The 22,799-nt window shown below is 64.7% G+C and carries 24 protein-coding genes; 12 read left to right on the forward strand and 12 right to left on the reverse strand.

Annotated features, from left to right (window positions below):
• Window positions 1–29: 29 nt before the first annotated feature.
• From uxuA to C8N34_RS12370, 3 genes are read left to right on the forward strand one after another with little or no spacing between them, the layout of a single operon-like run.
• On the forward strand, window positions 30–1,262 hold the full coding sequence (uxuA, locus tag C8N34_RS12360; protein ID WP_108129103.1) for a mannonate dehydratase: 1,233 nt from the start codon (window positions 30–32) through the stop codon (window positions 1,260–1,262).
• Window positions 1,259–2,725 (forward strand): mannitol dehydrogenase family protein, encoded by a 1,467-nt coding sequence (locus tag C8N34_RS12365; RefSeq protein ID WP_108129104.1) that lies wholly within the window; start codon window positions 1,259–1,261, stop codon window positions 2,723–2,725. Before uxuA ends, C8N34_RS12365 begins: the two co-directional genes overlap by 4 nt.
• A 2-nt stretch (window positions 2,726–2,727) precedes the next feature.
• On the forward strand, window positions 2,728–3,606 hold the full coding sequence (locus tag C8N34_RS12370; RefSeq protein ID WP_229825385.1) for a sugar kinase: 879 nt from the start codon (window positions 2,728–2,730) through the stop codon (window positions 3,604–3,606).
• Window positions 3,607–3,725: 119 nt separating this feature from the next.
• Here the strand turns inward: C8N34_RS12370 and C8N34_RS12375 are convergent, their stop codons facing one another.
• Complete coding sequence (locus C8N34_RS12375; RefSeq protein ID WP_425320669.1) at window positions 3,726–4,547, reverse strand: LysE family translocator; 822 nt, start codon at window positions 4,545–4,547, stop codon at window positions 3,726–3,728.
• Here C8N34_RS12375 and C8N34_RS12380 point away from each other — a divergent pair.
• Window positions 4,446–5,342 (forward strand): LysR family transcriptional regulator, encoded by an 897-nt coding sequence (locus C8N34_RS12380; RefSeq protein WP_108129107.1) that lies wholly within the window; start codon window positions 4,446–4,448, stop codon window positions 5,340–5,342. The two genes, C8N34_RS12375 and C8N34_RS12380, sit on opposite strands and share 102 nt — an antisense overlap.
• Window positions 5,343–5,448: 106 nt before the next feature.
• Here C8N34_RS12380 and C8N34_RS12385 read toward each other — a convergent pair whose 3' ends face one another.
• Together C8N34_RS12385 and C8N34_RS12390 are read right to left on the reverse strand one after the other, a co-directional pair.
• Window positions 5,449–6,159, reverse strand: a complete 711-nt coding sequence (locus C8N34_RS12385) for an aspartate/glutamate racemase family protein (protein WP_108129108.1) — start codon at window positions 6,157–6,159, stop codon at window positions 5,449–5,451.
• A gap of 132 nt (window positions 6,160–6,291) precedes the next feature.
• Window positions 6,292–7,233: a LysR family transcriptional regulator gene (locus tag C8N34_RS12390; RefSeq protein WP_054302981.1), complete on the reverse strand. Its 942-nt coding sequence runs from the start codon at window positions 7,231–7,233 to the stop codon at window positions 6,292–6,294.
• Window positions 7,234–7,537: 304 nt separating this feature from the next.
• Between C8N34_RS12390 and C8N34_RS12395 the strand changes: the two genes are divergently transcribed.
• The 7 genes from C8N34_RS12395 (at window position 7,538) to C8N34_RS12425 (ending at window position 13,884) form a co-directional block, all read left to right on the forward strand.
• Entirely contained in the window at window positions 7,538–7,933 is a 396-nt protein-coding gene (locus C8N34_RS12395) for a RidA family protein (protein ID WP_108129213.1), read from the forward strand.
• 10 nt (window positions 7,934–7,943) lie between these two features.
• The gene (locus tag C8N34_RS12400; protein ID WP_108129110.1) at window positions 7,944–8,420 is read left to right on the forward strand and encodes a VOC family protein; all 477 of its coding nucleotides are present in this window, start codon (window positions 7,944–7,946) and stop codon (window positions 8,418–8,420) included.
• A 108-nt stretch (window positions 8,421–8,528) separates the two neighbouring features.
• On the forward strand, window positions 8,529–9,986 hold the full coding sequence (locus C8N34_RS12405; protein WP_054302983.1) for a Na+/H+ antiporter NhaC family protein: 1,458 nt from the start codon (window positions 8,529–8,531) through the stop codon (window positions 9,984–9,986).
• Between the two features lie 33 nt (window positions 9,987–10,019).
• Window positions 10,020–10,949 carry a dihydrodipicolinate synthase family protein gene (locus C8N34_RS12410; RefSeq protein WP_054302984.1) on the forward strand — a complete coding sequence of 310 codons (930 nt, stop codon included), beginning with the start codon at window positions 10,020–10,022 and terminating at the stop codon, window positions 10,947–10,949.
• On the forward strand, window positions 10,949–12,124 hold the full coding sequence (locus tag C8N34_RS12415; RefSeq protein WP_108129111.1) for an NAD(P)/FAD-dependent oxidoreductase: 1,176 nt from the start codon (window positions 10,949–10,951) through the stop codon (window positions 12,122–12,124). The genes C8N34_RS12410 and C8N34_RS12415 overlap by 1 nt, the downstream gene beginning before the upstream one ends.
• Window positions 12,125–12,145: 21 nt before the next feature.
• Window positions 12,146–12,412 (forward strand): (2Fe-2S)-binding protein, encoded by a 267-nt coding sequence (locus tag C8N34_RS12420; protein ID WP_199750672.1) that lies wholly within the window; start codon window positions 12,146–12,148, stop codon window positions 12,410–12,412.
• Window positions 12,409–13,884, forward strand: coding sequence for an FAD/NAD(P)-dependent oxidoreductase (locus tag C8N34_RS12425; protein WP_199750671.1), 1,476 nt, complete (start codon window positions 12,409–12,411; stop codon window positions 13,882–13,884). The genes C8N34_RS12420 and C8N34_RS12425 overlap by 4 nt, the downstream gene beginning before the upstream one ends.
• Here the strand turns inward: C8N34_RS12425 and C8N34_RS12430 are convergent.
• The 6 genes from C8N34_RS12430 to C8N34_RS27300 are packed head-to-tail and all read right to left on the reverse strand — an operon-like array spanning window position 13,863 to window position 21,678.
• Complete coding sequence (locus C8N34_RS12430) at window positions 13,863–14,543, reverse strand: winged helix-turn-helix domain-containing protein (RefSeq protein ID WP_108129114.1); 681 nt, start codon at window positions 14,541–14,543, stop codon at window positions 13,863–13,865. The two genes, C8N34_RS12425 and C8N34_RS12430, sit on opposite strands and share 22 nt — an antisense overlap.
• Window positions 14,540–17,218 carry a sensor histidine kinase gene (locus tag C8N34_RS12435; protein WP_242013791.1) on the reverse strand — a complete coding sequence of 893 codons (2,679 nt, stop codon included), beginning with the start codon at window positions 17,216–17,218 and terminating at the stop codon, window positions 14,540–14,542. Before C8N34_RS12435 ends, C8N34_RS12430 begins: the two co-directional genes overlap by 4 nt.
• 10 nt (window positions 17,219–17,228) lie before the next feature.
• On the reverse strand, window positions 17,229–17,807 hold the full coding sequence (gene kdpC, locus C8N34_RS12440; RefSeq protein WP_108129116.1) for a potassium-transporting ATPase subunit KdpC: 579 nt from the start codon (window positions 17,805–17,807) through the stop codon (window positions 17,229–17,231).
• A gap of 13 nt (window positions 17,808–17,820) precedes the next feature.
• Window positions 17,821–19,842 carry a potassium-transporting ATPase subunit KdpB gene (gene kdpB, locus C8N34_RS12445; RefSeq protein ID WP_108129117.1) on the reverse strand — a complete coding sequence of 674 codons (2,022 nt, stop codon included), beginning with the start codon at window positions 19,840–19,842 and terminating at the stop codon, window positions 17,821–17,823.
• Window positions 19,843–19,895: 53 nt separating this feature from the next.
• On the reverse strand, window positions 19,896–21,581 hold the full coding sequence (gene kdpA / locus C8N34_RS12450) for a potassium-transporting ATPase subunit KdpA (protein WP_108129118.1): 1,686 nt from the start codon (window positions 21,579–21,581) through the stop codon (window positions 19,896–19,898).
• A 10-nt stretch (window positions 21,582–21,591) separates the two neighbouring features.
• Window positions 21,592–21,678: a potassium-transporting ATPase subunit F gene (locus C8N34_RS27300; protein WP_082400935.1), complete on the reverse strand. Its 87-nt coding sequence runs from the start codon at window positions 21,676–21,678 to the stop codon at window positions 21,592–21,594.
• Between the two features lie 168 nt (window positions 21,679–21,846).
• On the opposite strand from C8N34_RS27300, the gene C8N34_RS25915 reads away from it, so the two are divergent.
• Window positions 21,847–22,083: a hypothetical protein gene (locus C8N34_RS25915; RefSeq protein ID WP_145693595.1), complete on the forward strand. Its 237-nt coding sequence runs from the start codon at window positions 21,847–21,849 to the stop codon at window positions 22,081–22,083.
• 70 nt (window positions 22,084–22,153) lie between these two features.
• On the opposite strand, the gene C8N34_RS26360 is transcribed toward C8N34_RS25915, so the two are convergent.
• From C8N34_RS26360 to C8N34_RS12465, 3 genes are read right to left on the reverse strand one after another with little or no spacing between them, the layout of a single operon-like run.
• Window positions 22,154–22,297, reverse strand: a complete 144-nt coding sequence (locus C8N34_RS26360; RefSeq protein WP_158640687.1) for a hypothetical protein — start codon at window positions 22,295–22,297, stop codon at window positions 22,154–22,156.
• A gap of 30 nt (window positions 22,298–22,327) precedes the next feature.
• On the reverse strand, window positions 22,328–22,567 hold the full coding sequence (locus C8N34_RS12460; protein ID WP_108129119.1) for a PALP domain-containing protein: 240 nt from the start codon (window positions 22,565–22,567) through the stop codon (window positions 22,328–22,330).
• Complete coding sequence (locus C8N34_RS12465) at window positions 22,564–22,767, reverse strand: hypothetical protein (RefSeq protein WP_054302994.1); 204 nt, start codon at window positions 22,765–22,767, stop codon at window positions 22,564–22,566. Before C8N34_RS12465 ends, C8N34_RS12460 begins: the two co-directional genes overlap by 4 nt.
• Window positions 22,768–22,799: the final 32 nt, after the last annotated feature.

The following is a 22,799-nucleotide window of genomic DNA, read 5'->3' on the forward strand; positions in this document are numbered from 1 at the left end:
CGCGGCTTTTCCAGACAGAAAGACACCCCATGAGACAGACCTGGCGCTGGTTCGGCCCGAAAGATCTGGTTTCCATCGACGACATGTTGCAGGCCGGTGTGGAAGGCGTTGTCACCGCGCTGCACCACATTCCGACCGGCGCGGTCTGGTCGCCCGGTGAAATCGCGGCCCGGCAGGACATGCTGGCGGTGATGCAGGATGGCGGCCCCTCGGGCCTGAAATGGGAGGTGGTCGAAAGCCTGCCCGTTTCCGAGGATATCAAGCGCCAGTCCGGCGGCTGGAAAACCCATATCGCCAACTGGAAAACCTCGATGCGGAACCTGCGCGCCGCAGGGATCGAGGTGATCTGCTACAACTTCATGCCGATCCTCGACTGGACGCGCACCGATCTGGCCCATCGCCTGTCGAATGGCGCGACCTGCATGCGGTTCGACGCCATCGACTTTGCTGCCTTCGATCTGTTCCTGTTGCAGCGCAGGGGCGCCGCAGACAGCTATACGCCCGAGGTGACCGAAGCCGCGCGGGCGCGCTTTGCCGACATGACCGAGGCGCGCAAGACCGGGTTGGCCGGAAATGTGGTATTCGGCCTGCCCGGTGCAGCCGAGCGCATGTCGATGGAGGATGTGAAATCCCATCTGGCCCGCTACGACAGCATTCCCGCAGACCGGCTGCGCGGGCATCTGGTCGATTTCCTTGCCGAAGTCGCGCCGCTGGCCGAAGAGATCGGGATGCGGCTGTGCTGCCATCCTGACGATCCGCCTTTCCCGCTGCTCGGCCTGCCCCGCATCATGTCCACCGAAGCCGATTACCGCGCGGTGATGGAAGCGGTGGACATTCCGGCAAATGGCATAACGCTCTGCACCGGATCGCTGGGCGCGCGGGCCGACAATGACCTGCCCGGCATGATGCAGCGTCTGGGCGACCGCGTGCATTTCCTGCATCTGCGTAACGTGGCACTGGAAGAACGCCACCTGGGCGGGTCGTTCCACGAGGCGGCGCATCTGGAGGGCAATACCGATATGGTGGCCATGATCGCCGCCGTTCTGGCCGAGGAGGCCCGCCGCAAGGCCGCTGGTCGCGCCGACTGGCAGATCCCGATGCGGCCCGATCACGGGCAGGATATTCTGGACGATCTGAAGCGCAAGGCACAGCCCGGCTATCCCGCGATCGGTCGGCTGAAGGGTCTGGCAGAACTGCGCGGCATCATGACCGCCCTAGCCCATCCCATGCTGTCTAAGCCCGCCACGAGTACCCTGGCATGACCCGGCTTTCGGCGCGATCCGAGCCACAGGGGGCTGCGGCATGGCCGGAATACCGGCCAGAGGATCATGCCCCCGGCATCGTGCATCTTGGCCTTGGCAATTTCGCCCGTGCCCACCTTCTCGCCTATACCGACCGGGCACTGGCCTTGCAGGGTGGCGACTGGCGCGTCACCGGGGTCTCGCTGCGCGGCACCTCGGTCGCGGAGGGTCTGATGCCGCAGGATGGCCGCTATACGCTGATCACCCGCGGAGCCGAAGTATCGGCCCGCGTGATCGGAGCGCTGGCGACGGTGCTGTCCGGGCCGGATGTCGGGGCGCAGGCCCTGGCCGCCATGGCTGCGCCGGGCTGCCGGATTGTCAGCCTCACCGTAACCGAAAAGGGCTATGGCATCACCAGCGCCGGGGGGCTTGATCCTGATCATCCCGTAGTGCGGGCAGATCTGGCCCGCCCGGATGCGCCGACGGGGGTCATCGGGCTGATCACCGCCGCGCTGGCCGCGCGGCGCGCGGCGTCGGTGCCGCCCTTCACCGTGCTCTCCTGTGATAACCTTTCGCATAATGGTGCAAAGCTGCGTGGGGCAGTGCTGGATTTCGCCCGCCGCGCCCACGGTTCAGATCTTGCCGACTGGATCGCCGCCGGGGCGCGCTTTCCCTCTACGATGGTCGACCGCATCACCCCTGCGCCAACCCCGGAAACCACAGAAACCGCCCTGCGCCTGACCGGCTGCCAGGATCTGGCGGCGGTCGAGACGGAGCCCTTCTCGCAATGGGTGATCGAGGATGATTTCAGCGCGGGCCGCCCCGCATGGGAACAGACCGGAGTCCTGTTCGTGCAGGATGTCGCCCCCTATGAACAGATGAAACTGCGCATGCTGAACGGGGCGCATTCGATGCTGGCCTACAGTGGTCAGCTGGCCGGTCGGGCCTATGTGCGCGATGTGATGGCCGATCCCACCCATGCCACACTGGTGCGCGCGCATCTGGCAGCAGCAGCCACCGTGCAGGGGCTTTCGCTGGATCTCGCAGCCTATGCCACGGCGCTGGCGGAGCGGTTCAGCAACCCGGCCATCGCCCATGCGACCGCACAGATCGCCATGGACGGCACGCAGAAACTGCCGCAGCGCGTGACCGCCCCCGCAATCGAAGCGCTGGAGGCAGGTACGCCTGTCCGTCCCTTCGCCTTCGCGCTGGCATCCTGGCTGGCCTGGCTCGCCCGTCGCGATGCTGCGGGCAAGCTGGTGCCCGTGGACGATCCGAAGGCCGGGGCACTGGCGGCCGCAATCGGACGCCATACCGCCGCTTCAGACATCCTTTCGGCCGTTGCCGGGGTCTGCCCCGATATCCTGCCCCCGAAGCTGAGCAGCGGCCCCTTCGGCATGGCGCTGCGCGAATTGCTGGGCATGATCCTGACCGAAGGAATGCAGGCGTTGATCGCCCGCGAAGCCCTGGCGCAGGAGGGTTGACCATGCGATTTCTGGCAATTGGCGAGGCCATGCTGGAACTGTCCGAGCAATCCCCGCTCTGGGCGCTGAATGTTGCCGGAGACACGTTCAATACGGCCTGGCATGTGAAACGCCTGCTGGGCGATACGGCCGAGGTCGAATATCTGAGCGTGCTCGGCACAGATCCTTTCTCGGACCGGATTGCACGCTTCATGGCGGCTTCGGGTATCGGAACGCGCTTTCTGCGCCGGGACGCGGGGCGTGGACCGGGGCTTTACGCGATCTCGCTGCAAGATGGCGAACGCAATTTCACATATTGGCGCGACCGCTCCGCAGCCCGGCTGCTGGCTGATGATCCTGAGCACCTCGCTGCGGCGTTGGACTGGGCCGGGACCATCTATTTCAGCGGCATCACCCTTGCCATCCTGACACCGGAGGCGCGCGCGCGCCTGCTGAGCGCACTTGAAACCGCGCATGCCGCCGGGCGGCGGCTGATCTTCGATCCGAACCTGCGCCCCCGGCTGTGGGAAGATGCACCAACCATGCGCGCGACGATTACCCGCGCCGCCGGGCTGGCCGATGTACTTTTGCCCAGCTTCGAGGATGAAGCCCAGCATTTCGGCGATGCTGACCTTGCCGCCTGCGCCCGTCGCTACGGCGCGGATGCCGGGCGCGACGTGGTGGTGAAGAACGGCGGTCAGGACGTATTGCTGGCGGTCGACGGGGCCCGGACGCTCTGGCCGCTGGACACCGTGACCCCGGTCGACACTACTGGCGCCGGGGATGCCTTCAACGCAGGCTGGATCGCCGCCCGACATCGCGGTCTCGACGCAGACGCCAGCCTTGCCGCCGCACATGATCTGGCCCGGCATGTAGTGTCGATTCAGGGGGCTCTTGGCTGAGCCATGGCCGCCTGCCCCTGACAACGAATGGGGCATACGCGCGCGGTCCCCCGGAACCTGCATCCTGCCGGCGCCACCGCTGGTGGGCTGCGCCTGCCGGCGTTGCAGCCGCTGGCCAGTCACACAGCTGTTCTGGCCAGATCAGTCGCGGCCAGCGCGATGGCAAAGCCGATCAGCAATACACCGAAAATCCGGTCAATCCAGGGGCGCAGACGCAGGATGCGCTGTTGAACGGATGGCGCGCCGAAGAACAGGCTGACAGTCGAAAACCACACCACATGGGCGAAAGAGATGAACAGCCCGTAGCCGATCCGCGTTGCCAGCGGAGTTTCCGCCTGAATGACCTGCATGAACAGGCTGACAATGAAGATTGTCGTCTTGGGGTTCAGAGCATTCGTCAGAAAGCCGATCCGAAAGGCCGCAAGATCAGAGAGGGCTGTTTCGCTTGCTGAAACTGCCCCCTCTGTCTTATGGCTGAGCAGCATCTGCCATCCCAGCCACGCGAGATAGGCCGCTCCGGCCAGCTTCAGAACATCGAAGAGGGTCGGTGTTTCCCGAATGAGCACGCCGATGCCGAGCAGCGTGTAGCTGACATGCACCAGCACCCCCGCACCAATTCCAAGCGCCGTCACGAGGCCCGCCCGGCGGGAAAGCGTCAGGGAATTCCGCGACACCATGGCAAAATCCGGCCCCGGACTGATAACAGCAAAGAGGGTTATGGTGATCACGGCGAGCCATTCGGCCATATGCGTATCCTTTCGGTTTTCCGGTTGGGTAACGCGGCCGCGGCCATCTGAAAAACGATGACTTCTGACAATATCTGTGAAGATAAATGACATATGAGACAGTCCGTCACTTCGCTCCCCGCCCTCGCCTGCTTCCGGGTCGCCGCCGAACTGGAAAGCTTCAGTAAGGCTGCAGACCGGCTTAATCTTACGCATGGCGCGGTCAGCCGCGCAGTGCGATTGCTTGAGGATGACCTGGGCGTCCCGTTGTTCGATCGTCGCAATCGTGCTGTTTTTCTGACCGATACCGGGCGCAGGCTGGCAGAGGTGGTGACGCGGGGCCTGGCGGACATCGAGAACGAGGTGCAGCGCATCAGGACCAGACACGCCGATGCCCCCGTCACAGTGTCCTGCGAACCGACGCTGATGATGCGCTGGCTTATCCCGCGAATGCCCCGGTTTCATGCGGCACATCCGTCATCAGAGATTCGCCTGCTGGCCGGTGGCGGGCCGGTATTGCTTGGATCAGGCATCGACCTAGCGATCCGCCGCAATGATTTCACATGGCCGGAAAACCATTTCGCACAACATCTGTTCAACGAACGGATTGGCCCGGTCTGCCGCCCTGACAAGGCGGCAATCTACTTTGATCATGGCCGGCTCCGGGCGGATGCGAAGGTGCTGCATACGCGCACGCGGTCGTCGGCCTGGCAGACATGGGCGGAAGTTTTCGACCAGCCCTGCCCCACCGGCGCAGGACAGGACTTTGAGCATTTCTATTTCAGCCTGCAAGCTGCCGTCGCAGGCATCGGCGTGGCCATCGGGCCCTGGCATCTGGTAGAAAACGACATCAGGGATGGGCTTCTCGTGGCGCCGCAAGGGTTTCGCGAGGACGGGAGCGCCTATTTCCTGCTATCGGCCCATGCGCCGAAAAGCGGCTCTGTCTCCGGGGCGTTCACGGACTGGTTGCAACTGCAGGCGTGTGACAGAGGCGAGATGCCGATTCCATGATCTGACGCGCGAATGGCCGGAAGATCTGCGCGCCCGCGAAGCACCCCGCTCTGACAGGATACAGAGGAAAAGGGGCAGACGCAGCAGTGCGCGTCGCAACGCGCCGTCAGGAAATTCGCGCGCCGGTCTCTTGCCGGATATCCGCGAGGGAAATCCTGCCCGTCGCCAGATCGGCCAGCATTGCGACATGCACTTCAAGAGCATCAATAACCGGAAAGCCCGGATCACGGCCATCGAACGCGAGCAGGAGGTCGGTTCCCGCCAAAGCCACGGCTTCGGCCCCTTGCTCCATCATTTCCCGGCCTGCATCGAAAAGCAACTTGCGGGTGGCCTCGTCGCACCGGCCTCCGACGGCCATGTCCTGATAAGCCTTGCCCACGGGTTCGAGGTTCTCAGGCAGCAGAACTCCGGTGCGCGCCATCTGATCGAAAAGCTTCGTGCGCATGGCTCTTGCGGTTCCCAGAAGCCCGACCTGCGAGTATCCTTTCCCGGCACAGTAAAGATCCAATGGCGTCACGGCCGAAAGCAGAGGCAAAGGGCTGAGGGCGCGTGTTTCTTCCCAGCAGAAAAGCGGGCCGATGGCGGTGATGCTTGCAAAATCAGCACCTGCCGCCCTGAGCCGGTGCAGCAGCGCGGCAAATATCTCTGCCTGTTCCTGTGCCCGACCGGCAAGGTTGTTCGCCAGAACCTCACGGATATTCGCTTCAACCATCGTCAGTTCCAGCCGGCACCCGCGATCAGCCGCGATCTGGTTCAAACGTTGATAGTAAACCACCGTCGCGGCAGGCCCCAGCCCGGTAATCAAGCCGACATGCATGGCGCGCTCCCCCAGGACCACCTGACGCCGCTATATACACTGCAACACCCTGCCGCACCACTGCGCTGCACTGATCGCGCCGACAGAGGCCGGACGGCCCCCGCCAGAATCATTCGCGAGGCCAGCGCTGGGTCAGGAAGCCGCCGGCTCCTTACCATCCGTCGGCGCATAGAGTGCCGTCGGCGCCAGCCGTTTGCGCATCTGTTCGGTCAGGGCCATCACCTGCGGCGAAAGAATCCGGTTTCTGCGTGTTATCAGGTGCACATAGACCGATTGCATGGCGGACGACACGATCCTTACGGCGACCAGCTGACCGTTCGAAAGCTCCGACCTGACGCTGAATTCAGGCAGGACCGTCACCGCCCGGCGGGCGCAGGCGCTGCGGATCAGGACCGGGATCGAGTTGGAGACCAGCACCGGCGAAACAAGCTGACCACTATCCGCTGCCGCCAGATCGATCATCTGGCGGATACGGAACGCCTGCCCCATCAGGGCCAGCGGCTCGGCGCAAAGCTCGGCGATAGAAATGCTGGAGCGATCCGCAAGTGGATGCGCGGCATGCATGATTGCCTTCAGCGGAACCGCCGCACGAAACCGCGACACGACCTGTGGATGCGACAGCGGGTGGAAACCAAGCCCGAAATGCACCTCATCCTCCAGCAGAAGTCGCACCATTTCGGTCGTGTCGGTGACGCTGAGAGACAGGGTAAAGCCCGGATAACCATCCATGAACTCGTCCAGCGTGCGATAGAGCGCTTCACCCAGAAAGCCTTCGCCGATGGCGAATTTGACATGCCCGGTCCGCGCCGCCGACAGGTCACGCAACTGGGCATTCAGCATCTCAAGGCTGCTGTGCCGGTTCCGGTAGTATTCAAGCACAGCATGGCCTGCTTCGGTCAGAACGATTTCGCGGCGTCCGTGCTCGATCAGGGTGCTGCCGATCTCTCGTTCAAGCTGGGCGATCTGGCGGCTGATCGAGGACGGCGCCATCTCAAGGATTTCGCTGGCCTGACGCATCGAACCGCTGCGCCACGCCTCGTAAAGGAAGTGAATCCGCCGGTCATTGATCTGCATGCCGCCTCCTGCTGCGCAGGTCTTCGCCCCGCGCAAACAGGCGCGCGCCACCATCCGCAAAGCGCAGGACAGGCCGGGTGAAGATCATGAGTCACCGATATTTGCGGTATCCATTTGTCATCAATGCAAATTTGTTGCGTTTATTGCAATCTAAAACAGATAAACGTCGCATTGACTGCAACATGTTTTGAGCATGAAATGTATCAAGTCGCTGAATTTTCTGATCCTGCGGGCAAAGTTGCCCCGCAAGATCGGCAAACACCGCGGCCAAGAACAGCAAGAACATTCCAACAGCGAGGACGACATGGAAACGCGAGAAATCAATCCCTGGTCTTGGCAAGAAGGCTTCGGCTTTGCCCATGGCCGCGAGGTCAGCGGGGCGACCCGCATCCTGACCCTCTCGGGCCAGTGTGCCACCGACGCCACCGGCGCACCGCAGCACAAGGGCGACATGGCGGCACAACTGGCCCTTTGCGTGGCCAATCTCGGTGAGGTCCTGGCAGCTGCCGGGATGACCTATGCCAATGTCACGGGCATCCGGGTGCTGACGACCGACATGGATGCAACACTGGCCAACTGGGGCACGCTGATCGGGCCTTTCGCCGCGCTGGGGCACCGCCCGGCCAGCACGCTCGCCGGTGTGACCCGGCTGTTTTCGCCCGACCTTCTGGTCGAGGTCGAAGCCACCGCCTGCGCCTGAGAAGCCCGACATGATCCGTGGCATTCACCACCCCGGCATCACCACCGGCGATCTGGACCGGTCTCTGGCCTTCTATTGCGGTCTTCTGGGCTTCCGGGAGGTATCGGGTTTCGGCTGGGAGGCCGGAACCGAGATGTCCGCCTTCGCAGGCCGGATCATCGGCATTCCCGAGTCCACGGCAAGGTCGGTCCTGCTGCACGCAGGCAACGCCTTTCTGGAGGTCTTCGAATACCGGACCCCGGTCTCGACCCGCAGCGATGATCGGAGCCTGTCACAGCAGGGCTTCGCGCATCTGTGCTTCGACAGCGATGACGTGATTGCCGATCACGCGAGACTGAGTGCGGCGGGCGTCACCTTCAACACGCCCCCGACGGATGTCGCCCCCATGCGGCTGTGCTTCTGCCGCGATCCCGACGGCAATTTCGTGGAACTGCAACAGATCACCGATCCGGCCAGCGACATGGTGTTGCGGTCGGTTCAGGGCTGACAAACCGCCCTGCCAAACTGTTTCCGCAAGGGTTCCGCCGCTGGCATGATCGTGCCCACGGCGCGGGACCAGTCGTGCGACCATTTTCTGCAATGAAGGAGAAACTTCATGAGCGAACCGATCCTGCGTTTTCGCGGCGGGCTGGCCCTCGCCTTTCTGCCGCCCGTCATCTTTCTGGTGATGTGCGTCCTGTTTTTCATCGTGTTCAAGGCCTTCGACATGACCGCCCTTGCAATGGGCGGCTTTGTCTCGCTGCTGGTGGGGGCGGTCTTCGCCCGCGACTATGGCAAGTTCTGGGAGCAGGTGCTGAAAGGCATCGGCAGTGAAACCTCTGTTGCCATCGTGGTGATCCTGTTTCTGGTTGGGATGATCTCGGCCATGATCAAGGCGACGGGCGTCGCCAATGGCTTTGTCTGGCTGGCCCAGGATATCGGCCTGAGTGCGGGCTATTACACCTTCTTCGTATTCATCGCAGTCAGTGTGGTTGCCATGGCGACCGGATCGTCGATCGGCACGATGTTTACCGCTTTCCCGATCTTCTACGCCGCCGGGCTGGCGATCGGCGCGCCCCCCGCGCTGCTGGCGGGGGCAATTCTGTCGGCGGCCATTCTGGGTGACAATCTCGCGCCCATCTCGGATACCACCATCATTTCTTCCTCTAGCCAGCGATTCCGCAGCCGGTCTGCGGTCGCCGATATCGGTGGCGTCGTGCGGCACCGGGCGCGCTATGCCCTGACGGCCGCGCTGATTTCGGCCGCCCTGTTCCTGGTGATCGGCCAGTCGCAGACCGCCGATACCAGCATCGTCAGCCAGTTCAGCGCCACAGCTTCGGCAATGCCGCTGTTCATGCTGATCCCGGTGGCGATCATGCTGATCGTCGCAATGATCACGCGTGACATCTTCATGGCGGTGACGGTGGGTCTTGTCCTTGGTTCGGCAACCGGACTTGCCACCGGACTCCTGACGCCCGCGATGATCGTAGGAGTCAAGGACGGTGCGCTGAGCGGCTTCCTGTACGATGGCGTGAACTCGATGCTGGGCACGGTGGCGCTGGTCCTTTCGGTCTTCGGCATCATGGGCGTGCTGCGCGGCGCGGGCGTCATGGAACTGATGGTGGACAAGATCACCTCGGGCAAACTGTCGTCGACGCCGCGTGGGGTTGAAACGGCCATTGGCCTTGGCGTCACGGCCACGACCCTGCTGTTCGGCGGCGTGAACTCGGCGGCCATGCTGACCTTCGGCCCGGTTGCCGACGAACTGGGCGCCCGTGTCGGCCTGCACCCCTATCGCCGGGCCAATGTGATGGATTGCTTCGCGCTGGGGCTGGCCTCCGTCGTGCCGGTGCTGAGCGCCTATCTGTTCATCGGCGCCCTGCTGACCTCGGGCTATGAAGCCGCCCCGGCGCTGTCCACCTTCGATCTGTTCCCGGTCACGCTCTACCCGCTGGTGCTGACCGCGATCATGATTCTGTCGGTGATCACCGGCTGGGGACGAACCTATGAGGCGAAGGACGGTTCCGCCGTCACCTCGCCGCAACCAGTCGCCGCTGGCAATCCGGCGAACTGAACCTACTCTGACTGCAAGTGAAAGGACGTCGCTATGGACCGGACAAGTGTGGACTGGACAGGATATATTCCCGCCATCACCACCCCGTTCACCCGCAAGGGCCAGCTGGACCTCGAGGCCTTTGCCGGCCAGATGGACTGGCTGAGCACGGAAAGGATGCACGGGGTGATCCTGGCCGGGACCAGCGGCGAATGGTTCAGCCTGTCGGCCGGGGAACGGGCACAGCTCTTCGAGGCCGGGGCGCCCTATCGCAAGGCCGGGCTGACGGTGATCGGCGCCTGCAATGCCTTCACGGCGCAAGAGGCAATCCTGCATGCAAGGGCGGCGGAAAAGGCGGGGCTGGATGGTATCCTGCTGACGCCGCCGCCCTATGTCGTGCCGAACCGGGCAGAGATCGTGCAATTCTACCGCTCCGTCTCGGATGCCACCGACATTCCGATGACGGTATACAACTGGCCGCGCGGGTGTATCGTGGATATGGACCCCGATCTTCTGGATGAGCTTGCGGACATTGAAAACGTGGTGGCCATCAAGAATTCCACCGGAAATTTCGCAGGCTTTCTTGCCGCGATGTACAGGGTCGAAGGGCGGGTGCGCTATTTCGGCCTGCCCACGAGCGAACTTGGCGTCGATCTGGCGCTTCTGGGGCATGGCGACGGGCTTATGGGGTCCGGCGGTGTGCTGGGTGCCGATCACCCCGATTTCTGGCGTGCGATTGCGGCGGGTGACCGCGACAGGGCAATCCGGCTTGGCGCTCGGGACCGGGTCGTCATGCAGGCCTGGTTCACACCGGATTACGGGGTGCGCTTCGGAAATCAGCAGGCGATCATGAAAACCGCCCTGCGTCTGCGCGGTGTGCGCGCCGGTTTCGTACGCGAACCGCTGCTGGAACTGACACCCCCTGAAGTGCTCCGCATCGAGCAGACGTTGCGCGCGCTCGGGATTGAGACCGTGGCAATCTGATGGATGCGCCGTTTGATGCTGTTGTGATCGGCGGGGGGCTTCTGGGCTGTGCAACAGCCTGGATGATCGCCCGCGAGGGCGGTCGCGTGCTGCTGGTCGAACGCGACCAGATCAACCAGCACGCGTCGGGCAGAAATGCGGGCAGCCTGCATTTTCAGCTGGAATACCGCATGATCGACCGTGGCATCGAAGCGGCGCGGCAGGCGGCTGAGGCCATGCCCCTTCATCTTGAGGCGGCGCGGCTTTGGGCCGCGCTGCCCCAGCTCTGCGGTGAGCCGGTCGAGGTCAGACAGACTGGCGGGCTGATGATCGCCGAGGATGCAGGGCAGGTCGCGCTGCTGGAGCAGAAGACAGAGATCGAACGCTCCTGGGGTCTGGACAACCAACTGATCGACCGCGCAGAGATCGACCGCATCGCGCCCTATCTATCGGACCGGGTGATTGCGGCAGCGCATTGCCCGCTGGAGGGCAAGGCCGATGCCCGCACCGCCGCGCCGGCACTGGCCCGTGCCGCCCTGCGGCTGGGGGCGGAAATCCGGACAGGCTGCGCGATTACCGGCCTGTCGCGGCAGGGCGGGGTCTGGCAGGTGCAGTTGCAGGGCGACACAGCCCGCACGGTGAGCGCCAGTGCAGTGGTGATCGCCGCCGGCGTCTGGACAACACAGCTGGGGCAGATGATGGGCGCGCATCTGCCGACGATCCCGCTGGCCCTGACCATGACGGTTACAATGCGCATCCCCAAACTGGTTCCCCATCTGGTGCAGCATGCCGGGGGGAAACTGTCTCTGAAACAGGCGCTTGACGGCAATATCCTGATTGGCGGCGGCTGGCCCGCGCGACTGCCGCTTTTGCCCGATGGCCAGCCCGATCTCGACACCAGGCCCGAGCTTCTCGCCTCGTCGCTTGCCGGGAATGCTGCCATGGCAATCCGGGTTCTGCCCGAACTGGGGAAGGTGCCGACGCTGCGCAGCTGGGTTGGCACCACGACGATCACACCCGACCAGTTGCCGCTGGTCGGCCCGGTGCCCGGATATCCCGGTGCCTTCGTCGCAACCGGCGGATCGGCCTTCACGCTTGGGCCCTGTTTCGCACAGGTCTTGGCCGATCTGATCGCGGGACGGCAGGCCAGCATGGATCTCACGAAATTCGACGCGGCCAGATATGGCAGGGGTTAGGACATGACAGAAGCAAGGCGCATGACGGCGACCAGAGGCCCGGCTGTTACCTTCCATTTCGAAGGGCAGCCGGTGACGGGCTACTGCGGCGAAACGCTGGCAACGGCCCTTCTGGCTGCGCAGGTATCCGCTTTTGGCCTGACGCGCGAAGGAACTCCACGCCTGCCCTTCTGCAACATGGGCACCTGCTTTGACTGTGTTGTCACCGTCGATGGACAGAGGCTGGTGCGGGCCTGCCTGACAGAGGCGCGCGACGGTCTTTGTGTCACCCGACACGAGGCGACATGATGATGGATCTCGCGGTCATAGGCGCAGGCCCCGCCGGCATGGCCGCCGCCATCGCGGTGGCGGATGCCGGTTTTTCGGTACTGGTGGTCGACGAACAGGCGCGGGCAGGCGGGCAGATCTTTCGTCGCCCACCGCAGGAATGGGGCCAGCGGCACGGCAATTACCGCCCCTATTCCTGGGCCAAAGACCTGATCGAACGTTTCGAAGACCATCCGGGTATCACGACCGCCTTTCGAAGCACCGCGTTTGGGGTCTTGCGCGACCCCGACGACCACGCGCCGCTGCGGCTTGCCCTGCACACACCCGAAGGCGGGCGCCTTGTTGCGGCCCGCCGTCTGCTGATCGCAACCGGAGCGCATGACATGCCGGTCGCCTTCCCCGGCTGGACACTTCCGGGCGTGATGACGGCAGGGGCGGTACAGTCGCTTTTGAAAAGTCAGAAACTGCTGATGGGGCGCCGCCTTGTTCTCGCAGGGTCGCATCCGATCCTCCTGATCCTCGCCGAACAGTTGCTGGAGGCCCGCGCCGATATCGTCGAAATCGCCCTTGCCCGCGGCCTGCCGAATTTTGCCGAGATGATCGGCGCGGTCCCTGCCCTTCCCGGCCATGTCACCTTGTTTGCCGATGCGTTCCGGGCGATGGGCAAGATCATTGCACGGGGGATACCCGTCACGCGCCGGACCATAATCGACGGGGTCGAAGGCACGACAGAGGTGACCGGGGTCCGGCTGGCGGAGGTCGATGAAGGCTGGATGCGCACGGGGAAGCCGCGACATGTCGCCGCCGACCTTTTGGTGCTGGGCTATGGCTTCAACCCCTCGACCGAACTTGCGCGTCAGGCGGGTTGCAGGATGCAATGGGCCTCGGATCTCGGTGGCTGGGTAGTGGCCCATGACCAGACGTTCCAGACTTCGGTCGAAGGCGTCTTTGTCGCCGGAGAGCCGACCGGGATCGCCGGGGCCGAACGGTCCTGGGCCGAGGGGCAGATGGCCGGTCTGGGCATCGCCGCATCGCTTGGGGTTGCGGCAGATCCGACGCAGCGCAGGCGGGCGGGCCGCATTCTGGCACGGGCGGGCCGGTTTTCCCGCGTGATCCAGACCATGTTCGAACCGAAACGCGAGGCACTGGCACGGCTGTCAGGGGCTGAGGACGTGATCGTTTGCCGCTGCGAGCTGATCCGCAGCGGTGCGCTGGATGCAGCGCTGCGCAAGAACCCCTTCCTGTCCACCGCAAGCGCGGTGAAACTTGAATGCCGCACGGGTATGGGACCCTGTCAGGGCCGATATTGCGAAGGGACGGTGGCTGCTCGACTGGCCACCACACGCGGCGCAACCATCCCGGAGTCCGGCTTCTTCAATGCGAACTTCCCTGTGAAACCCGTTCCTCTCCAATCCCTGTGCGATCTGGAAAGATCACAAGAGGAGCACATCACGGCCACCACTCCCGCGACCTACCCCGCCGCCAGTCGATAGCCTACGCCCGGCTCGGTGAAGATCCACCGCGGATCGGCGGCATCGTCGCCCAGCTTGGCGCGCAGCTGGCGGATGTAGACCCGCAGATACTGGCTGTCCCCGGCATGGGCAGGCCCCCAGATCGCCCGGAGGATCATGTCCTGCGTGACCAGCCGCCCGGCATGGCTGGCAAGAAGCCACAGGAGGTCGAATTCCTTGCGGGTCAGCCGCAGATCCTCGCCGGAAAGGCTGGCGCGATGGTCTGCGGCGTCAATTTCCAGCGGGCCAAGCGTCAGGCACGCGCTGCCGCCCTCGACCGCGCGGTCGCGCAGCAGGCCGCGCAGCCGCGCCAGCAATTCGCCTGTTGAAAATGGTTTGGTGACGTAATCCTGCGCGCCGGCATCCAGTGCGGCGATCTTGCCCGCCTCGTCGTTGCGCACCGACAGCACCAGAACCGGCATCTGCGTCCACTCCCGCACGCCGCGCAGCACGCTGATCCCGTCAGCATCCGGCAGACCGAGGTCAAGGATCATCGCGGCCGGAGCTTCTTTCGCGGCCAGGGCCAGCCCCTCGTGCGCCGTTGCCGCTTCGGACACCAGATGCCCCTCGGCCTCCAGCGCGATGCGCAGGAAACGGCGGATCGGAGCCTCGTCCTCGACGATCAGGATGCGGGCGGTCATGCGGATACCTCGGGATTCCAGAGCGGCAGATCAAGCGTGATCCGCGTGCCATGCCCGTCAGGATGAACGGCTTCGGCCCGGATACGCCCGCCATGGGCTTCGACGATCCCCTTGCAGATGGCAAGGCCCAGCCCGGTGCCGGACTGCCCTCCATCGCCCTGATCGGCGCGCCAGAACATGTCGAACACCTGTGTTTCGGCGCCCGGAGGCAGGCCGGGTCCGTCATCCTCGATCACCAGCACGGCGCGGCCACGCTCGGTCCGGGCCGACATGCGGATCGGGCTGCGGGGCCCGGCATATTTGCGCGCATTGTCGAGAATATTGACCAGAACCTGTTCGATCAGCACCGGGTCCACCTCGGCCGGGGCCATGTCAGCGGGGATCGCCACCTCAACAGGCTGATCACGCAGCGCACCTCGCAGTCGATGGCGGGCTGCACCGGCCAGTTCACGCAAATCGACCGTGGTGGTGCGCGGCTTCAGCGCGCCGTGACCCAGCCGGGTCATGTCCAGCAGGTTCTGGATATAGCGGTCCAGCCGTTCACCCTCTTCGCGAATGGTATCGACCAACTGGGCGCGGCCATCGGGCGCCAGCCCGGCCTGATCCAGCCCCTCAGCTGCGCCGAGGATTGACACCAGCGGCGTGCGCAGATCGTGGCTGACCGAGGAAAGCAGCGCGACGCGCAGGCGCTCTGTCTCGCTCAGCACCCGGCTTTGCGCCAGATCATCGGCCAGCCGCACCCGCTCCAGCGCCAGCGCGACCTGATCGGCCAGCGCCTCGACCAGATGCCGGTCGCCCGGGGCGGGTTCACGCCCGTCGGCATAAGTCAGCCCCAGCACACCGATACGTCGCTCTGCCGCCGAAAGCGGCAGGAACAGCCAGCGCGAGGCAGGCAAGGTGCCCGATCCCCGCCCCGCCGGTTCACCCTTGTCATATGCGTAACGCGCAGCCGAAGTTTCGCGCGGCTCCATCCGGTCTTCGGGCGGGAAGGCACCGACAACGGTCAGTTGCCCCGCATCATCGGGCAGCAGCAGGATGGTGTCGCATTCCAGCACGGCAGCGACATGGCTGACCGCTGCCCAGACCACATCATCGACCGAAGCCGCCGCCGCCGCGCGGCGTGAGAAATCATAAAGCTTGCGGGTGCGGTCAGAAATCGCCCGTTGCAGGATGGCCCGGTCCCGCAGCCGGGCCGCCAGATTGCCGGTCAGGATCGAGGCCGCCAGGAACAGCAGCAGCGTCAGGAACTGGCCCTGGCTCCAGATCCTCAATGAGAAGCGCGGCTCGGTGAAAAGGACATTGTAGACCAGAAAACTGAGCACGGCCGCCGCGACAGAGGGCCAGCGCCCAAGCCGGGCTGCGACAGCGACGACCATGGTCATATACAGCAGCGACAGGCTGAAAACCGGGATAAAGCGGTCGGCCAGAACCGCAAGCAGCGTGGTTGCCGCCACCGCCCCGGCCACCAGCGCGAAGTTGCGCCCGGCATCGGGCAAAGAAGGGCTCGCCGCGCGTGGGGTCCGGCGGCCGGGGCTATCCTCGTCGGTCACCAGCGTAAGCTCGAACCGGGTCGCACCGCGCAGAAGACCCGCCACCACCTGTTCCTGCGGACGGGGCATCAGGCGGCGGGCCAGAAACCCACGGATGGGCGGACGCGGAACCACAATCCGGCGAACATTGTGGCGGCGGGCAAAATCCAGCAACTCTGCCTCTGCCGCGCCGTCGGCCTGCAGAACAGTCACCTCGGCGCCCAGCCGTTCGGCAAGCCGCAGGGCGGGGCTGGTGCTGTCTTCGGCGCGGGCCTCGGCGCGCAGGCTGGTCAGGGCGACGGCCAGCCACTCCACCCGCGCCCGATCGGCCGAACGTTTGGCGATCCGAACCGCGTCGCGCCCGATCGAACCTTCCGGCAGCACGACGAGAATGCGCTCCTGCGTGGGCCACGGCCCCTCGATGGCATGGACGGCCATATGCTCCTGCAACTGGGCATCGACCCGGTCGGCTGCCGTCCGCATCGCCAGTTCGCGCAGCGCCGTCAGATTGCCCTTGGCGAAGAAATTCGCCACAGCCCGCGCGGCCTGATCCTGAACATAGACCTTCCCCGCGCGCAGGCGGGCAATCAGTTCGTCCGGCGAAAGATCGATCAGCGCGATTTCGTCGGCGGCTTCCAGCACCGAATCCGGCACTGTCTCGCGCACGCGTACCCCGGTGATCCGGGCCACGGTGTCATTGAGTGTCTCGACATGCTGCACGTTCAGGGTGGTATAGACGTCGATCCCCGCCGCCAGCACATCCTCGACATCCTGCCAGCGCTTGTCATGCTGCCCGCCGGACAGGTTGGAATGCGCCAGCTCGTCGATCAGCGCCAGATCAGGCCGCCTTGCGATCAGCGCCTCGGTGTCCATTTCCTGAAGGATGCGGCCATTGTGATAGACCGGACGGCGGGGCAGCACGTCCAGCCCGCGCAACATCGCCTCTGTCTCGGCGCGGCCATGGGTCTCGACCACGCCGACCAGCACTTTGGTGCCCTCGGCCGCACGGCTGCGCGCGGCCTGCAGCATGGCATAGGTCTTGCCGACCCCGGGCGCCGCACCCAGAAAGACTTTGAGATGCCCCCGGCCTTCGCGGCGGGCGGCGGGCAGAAGGGCCTCTGGCGTGGGGCGGGCGGGGTCGGGCAAGGCGCGCTCCTCAGTTCGTGCCAGCAGGCGGCAGCGGCAGGGCGGCGTCAAGGGCCAGATTGAGCCGCAGCACATGCACACGCGGCTGGCCGTAAAGCCCCAGCCAGGGCGCCTCGGTCGCGGCCGTGATCAGCGCCAGCACATCGGCCACCGGCACACCCCGCGCGGCGGCGATCCGGGCCGCCTGCCCCTGCGCATTTTCCGGCGACACATGCGGATCAAGCCCCGAGCCAGAGGCTGTCACCGCATCAACCGGCGGCGATACACCGTTTTCCGCCTGCCATGCCGCGCGCCGCGCGGCAATCGCGTCGCGCAAACCGGCCGAGGCAGGACCAAGGTTCGATGCACCCGAAGGCATGGCCCCGTAATCGCTGGCCGACGGACGGGGGTGCAGGTACTCAGGCCGCGCGAAGGCCTGCCCGACCAGATCAGACCCGACAGGCAGACCATCGCGGAACACGAGACTGCCGCTTGCGGCGCCGGGTGCGACAAGCCGCGCAATCCCGGTCATGGCCAGCGGATAGGCCAGCCCGGTCAGCAGGGTCATGGCCAGCAGCAGGACGAAAGCAGGGCGAAGTTGGGTCAGCATGGCAAATCTCCGTTCAGGCCAGACCGAGGGCGGACACGGCCATGTCGATGGCCTTGATCCCCAGAAAGGGCACGATCAGACCGCCGAGGCCGTAGATCGTCAGGTTCCGGCGCAACAGCGCCGCCGCACTGCCGGGCGCATATTTCACCCCGCGCAGCGCCAGGGGGATCATCGCCACGATGATCAGCGCATTAAAGATCACCGCCGCCAGAATGGCGCTTTGCGGGCTGGACAGACCCATAACGTTCAGCACACCCAGCCCCGGATAGGCGGCGACAAAGATCGCCGGCAGGATGGCGAAATATTTGGCGACATCATTGGCGATGCTGAAGGTGGTCAGCGCGCCCCGGCTGATCAGCAGTTGCTTGCCCACCAGCACCACCTCGATCAGTTTGGTCGGATCACTGTCAAGGTCGATCAGGTTCGCCGCCTCCTTCGCGGCTGGTGTGCCCGAGTTCATCGCAACACCCACATCGGCCTGCGCAAGCGCGGGCGCATCGTTCGAACCGTCGCCACACATTGCCACCAGCCGCCCGCCCGCCTGTTCCCGGCGGATATACTCCAGCTTCATCTCGGGCGTGGCCTCGGCCAGAAAATCATCTACCCCGGCCTCGGCGGCGATGGCAGCGGCAGTCAGGGGGTTGTCGCCGGTAATCATCACCGTGCGGATCCCCATGGCACGCAGTTCGGCGAACCGTTCGCGCACGCCGGGTTTCACCACGTCCTTCAGATGGATGGCACCCAGAAGCCGGTCGCCCTCGGCCACCAGCAAGGGTGTCCCGCCGGAGCGCGCGATTTCATCGACCCGCGCCCGCAGCGCCGCATCCAGCCGGTGCCCGACAAACCGCTCGACGGCATCCACGGCACCCTTGCGCAGTGTTCGGCCAGGCAGATCAACACCAGAAAGCCGTGTCTCGGCGCTGAACAGGACCGGCTGTCCCCCGGCCTCCGCAGCGGCCAGTTCCGGCTGCATCCGGCGCGCGAGGTCTACGATGCTTTTGCCCTCGGGCGTCTCATCCGCCAGAGATGCCAGACAGGCTGCGTGCACCAGATCCCGCTCCGCCACGCCCTGTGCGGGAAGGAAGGCATCAGCCATGCGGTTGCCGAAGGTGATCGTGCCTGTCTTGTCCAGCAACAGCGTATCCACATCGCCCGCCGCCTCGACCGCGCGCCCGGATTTCGCGATGACATTGGCGCGCACCAGACGGTCCATCCCCGCGATGCCGATAGCTGACAAAAGCCCGCCGATCGTCGTCGGGATCAGGGTCACGAAAAGAGCGGCCAGCGTAACCACCGGGATCACGATGCCCGAGTAGCGTGCGAAAGGGTCCAGCGTCACGGTGACGATGAGAAAGATCAGTGTCAGCCCGCACAGCAGGATGTTCAGGGCGATCTCGTTCGGCGTCTTCTGACGTTCCGCACCCTCGACCATCGCGATCATCCGGTCCAGAAAGCTTTTGCCCGGCTCTGCCACGATGCGCAGGATCAGGCTGTCAGACACGATCCTTGTGCCGCCGGTGACCGAGGAGCGGTCGCCCCCGCTCTCACGGATCACCGGGGCGCTTTCGCCGGTGATGGCGCTTTCATCGACCGAGGCGACGCCCCGGATCACCTCGGCATCGGTGGGGATCAGGTCGCCCGCATCGACGCGAACAAGCTGTCCCGCGCGCAAAGTGGCCGATGGCACAAGGCTTGGCTCAGGGCTATCCTCGCTGGCCAGCAGTTTCACCATGGTTTCGGCCTTGGTGGCCCGCAGGCTGTCGGCGCGTGCCTTGCCGCGCCCTTCGGCCAGGGCTTCGGCAAAATTGGCGAAGATCACGCAGACCCAGAGCCAGAAGGCGATTTGCAGCGTGACACCCCAACCGGGCGCGCCGGTCATCAGGTCACGCAGCGCAAGAATTGTGGTCAGCGCCGCAGTAACAGCGGTCACGCAGATCACCGCATTGCGGATCAGGGCGCGGGGGTGAAGCTTGACAAACGCGGTCTTCAGCGCCGCCGGATACAGCCCGGACCGGGTGGTGGACGGGATGGACATGGGATTGAATCCTGTCAGGGAAAAAGGCGGCCGCGTCCCGGCCGCCCGGAATGTCAATCGCTTTGGCCAGCAGTCAGCGCGGCCTGTTCGGCGATGGGACCAAGCGCCAGAACCGGAAAGAAAGTCAGGGCGCCCAGCACCAGCACAGTCAGCACCAGCAGCAGGACAAACAGCGGCCCATGCGTCGGGAAGGTGCCTGCCGTCACCGGAGCGCGGGATTTCACGACCAGCGATCCGGCGATGGCCAGCATCGGCAGGATGATCGCATAGCGCCCCAGCAGCATGAGAAGACCAAGCGCCGTCGTTTGCCAAGGCGTTGCCGCACCAAACCCGGCGAAGGCCGAACCGTTGTTCCCCACGGCCGAGGAATAGGCGTAGAGGATCTCGCTCAGTCCATGCGGACCGGCTTCTTGCAGCGAGACCAGCGCAGCGGGGACCGTGGCCGAAAGCGCCGCCCCGCCCAGGATGCCCAGCGGCATCGACAGAAAGGCGAGCATGGCCAGCGTGACCTCGCGCCCCTCGATCTTGCGACCCAGATATTCCGGCGTACGTCCCACCATCAGGCCCGCCAGAAACACAGCCAGCACGACGTAAAGCAATATACCGTAAAGCCCTGCCCCCACGCCGCCAAAAATCACCTCGCCCACCTGCATGTTGACCAGTTGCACCAGCCCCGACAGCGGCATGAAACTGTCATGCATTGCATTGACGGACCCGTTCGAGGCGGCGGTGGTCGCGGCCGCCCAGAGGGCCGAGAGGCCCGCACCAAAGCGCAGTTCCTTGCCTTCCATGTTCGGCCCAGCGTTCAGCACGGGATTTCCTGCCGTCTCGGCCCACCAGATGATCAGAAGCCCGGCAACGAACATGAGGCCCATAGCCGCGAAGATCGCCCGGCCCTGCCGCCGATCCGCCGCCATGCGCCCGAACAGGAAGCAGAAGGCGACCGGGATCAGCAGGATCGAAAAGCATTGCAGCATGTTCGACAAGATCGTGGGATTCTCGAACGGATGGGCGGAGTTCACACCGAAGAAACCGCCGCCATTCGTGCCCAGTTGCTTGATTGCAACCTGCGCCGCCACCGGCCCTCGCGGGAGTATCTGCCCGGCGCCCTCCAGTGTGGTGACATTGGCAGCCCCCTGTAAAGTCTGCGGCACGCCTTGCAGCATCAGCGCAAATCCGAGGATCGCGGCCAGCGGCAAAAGCACATAAAGCACCGACCGCGTCATGTCGGCCCAGAAATTGCCCAGCCCCGCACCTTTCGGCCCGGTAAAGCCCCGGATGACCGCCACACCCACCGCCATGCCAGTCGCCGCAGACACGAAGTTCTGCACCGTCAGCCCGGCCATCTGCGACAGATAGCTCAGCTGTGTCTCGCCGGAATAAGCCTGCCAGTTGGTGTTGGTGACGAAGCTGATCGCGGTATTGAAGGCCAGATCCGGGGGCATGCCGGAGATGGCGGCGGGGTTCAGCGGCAGCACGCCCTGCAAGCGCAGGATCGCGTAAAGCGCAAGAAACCCGAGGCCGTTGAACGCCAGAACCGCCAGCGCATAAGCCTTCCAGCCCTGCGCATTGTCGGGCCGGATGCCCGCCAGCCGGTAGAACCTCTGTTCCACCGGCGCCAGAACCGGCGACATCAGGTTGCGGCGCCCGGCAAAGACGCCGGACATATGCGCGGCCAGCGCCCAGCCCGCCGCAGTCAGAACCGCGCAAAACAGGGCATATCCAAGAAGATCCTGCATGATGCCCCCTTCAGAACCGGCCGGGGCGGATCAGCGCCAGCACCAGAAAGCCGAAGACCCCAACAGCGGCTGCGAGGCCAAGGATGATGTCAAACATGGATACCCCCTCAGATCCGCGCGATCAGAAAGGTGAGGCCGGAGAAGGCGGCAAACCCGCCAAGCCCCAGCGCAAGATAAATCAGGTCAGCCATTGCAGCTCTCCCCCAAGGGTTTACTGGCAGAGCTTCCTGCGCTGGCCCGCAAAGGGGCTATTCGGAAGTGTCGGGTGCAGCGTAAAGAACGCGTGAATCCGGCCAGCGCAGGCAGCTCATATACAACAGGTAAACACGCGGTCCCGTCCGGCATTGCTGCCGCCTTGCCGGCCGGAGTTCTTTTGCAATTCGGCGCGTTTGGCGGCACCAGCGTCGAACCAGCCCTGATCGGCAGCTATCTGATGATGATGGCGCTCGTCGGCTCGCATGCCTTCAACGTTGCGCCCGTTATCGCATCCGTCGTTCCGTGAGGCGCGCATCTTTTCCGTTCGCGGATGGCCAGCCGGATCGAAACCTGCTTCGTCGCTTCCTCAAGCGCCATCAAAGAATGGTCGCCTCCCCACCGCTGCGCTGCATCTCCTCCGAGATGAGTTCGGCCAGCGGCATCAGGGCATAATCCTTGAAGGCCAGCGTCGGGCCATGAAACAGCTCCAGCGCATGACAACGCTCGGTCAGCGCCGTCACCGGCGGCGCCCCGGCTGTGGAAAAGCGCGCTTAGGCACGGGCAATCGCTGCCCGTGTCGCGGACCCGGCTTCAGGCCGGTCGTCAAACAGTGCGATCAGCGCCGCCACCAGATCGGCAAAGGGCAGCGCCCCCAGGGCCAGCGCGCACTGAAGGTCCGGGGCGGGAAAGTTTTGCGGCATGTAAAGCCCGCCATCCGGTGCCGTGCCCCGCGTCAACAAGGCCCGCAGCGGGACGGGTGCCGCGTGGCCGCGCGTGCTTGTAAAGATCATAGCTTCTCCTTCCCGGCGACAAGGGTCATCCCCTGCCCGCGATCGCGTAAAAACAACAGAAAGTCCGGCGATGCTTCCCCTACAGGCACGGGCGAGTGCAGATCACAGGCGCGTGCCTGAAACGGACCAGCACCATCCAGCTCACGGGCAATCCGTTCGGCCTGACCCGCCTCTCCGATGATTTCAAGCAAGACCGGCATCGGGATATCCCTTCCTTTCCGGCAGAATACCG

The sequence above is a fragment of the Gemmobacter caeni genome, assembly GCF_003054195.1.
GTDB classification, from domain to species: Bacteria; Pseudomonadota; Alphaproteobacteria; order Rhodobacterales; family Rhodobacteraceae; genus Gemmobacter; species Gemmobacter caeni.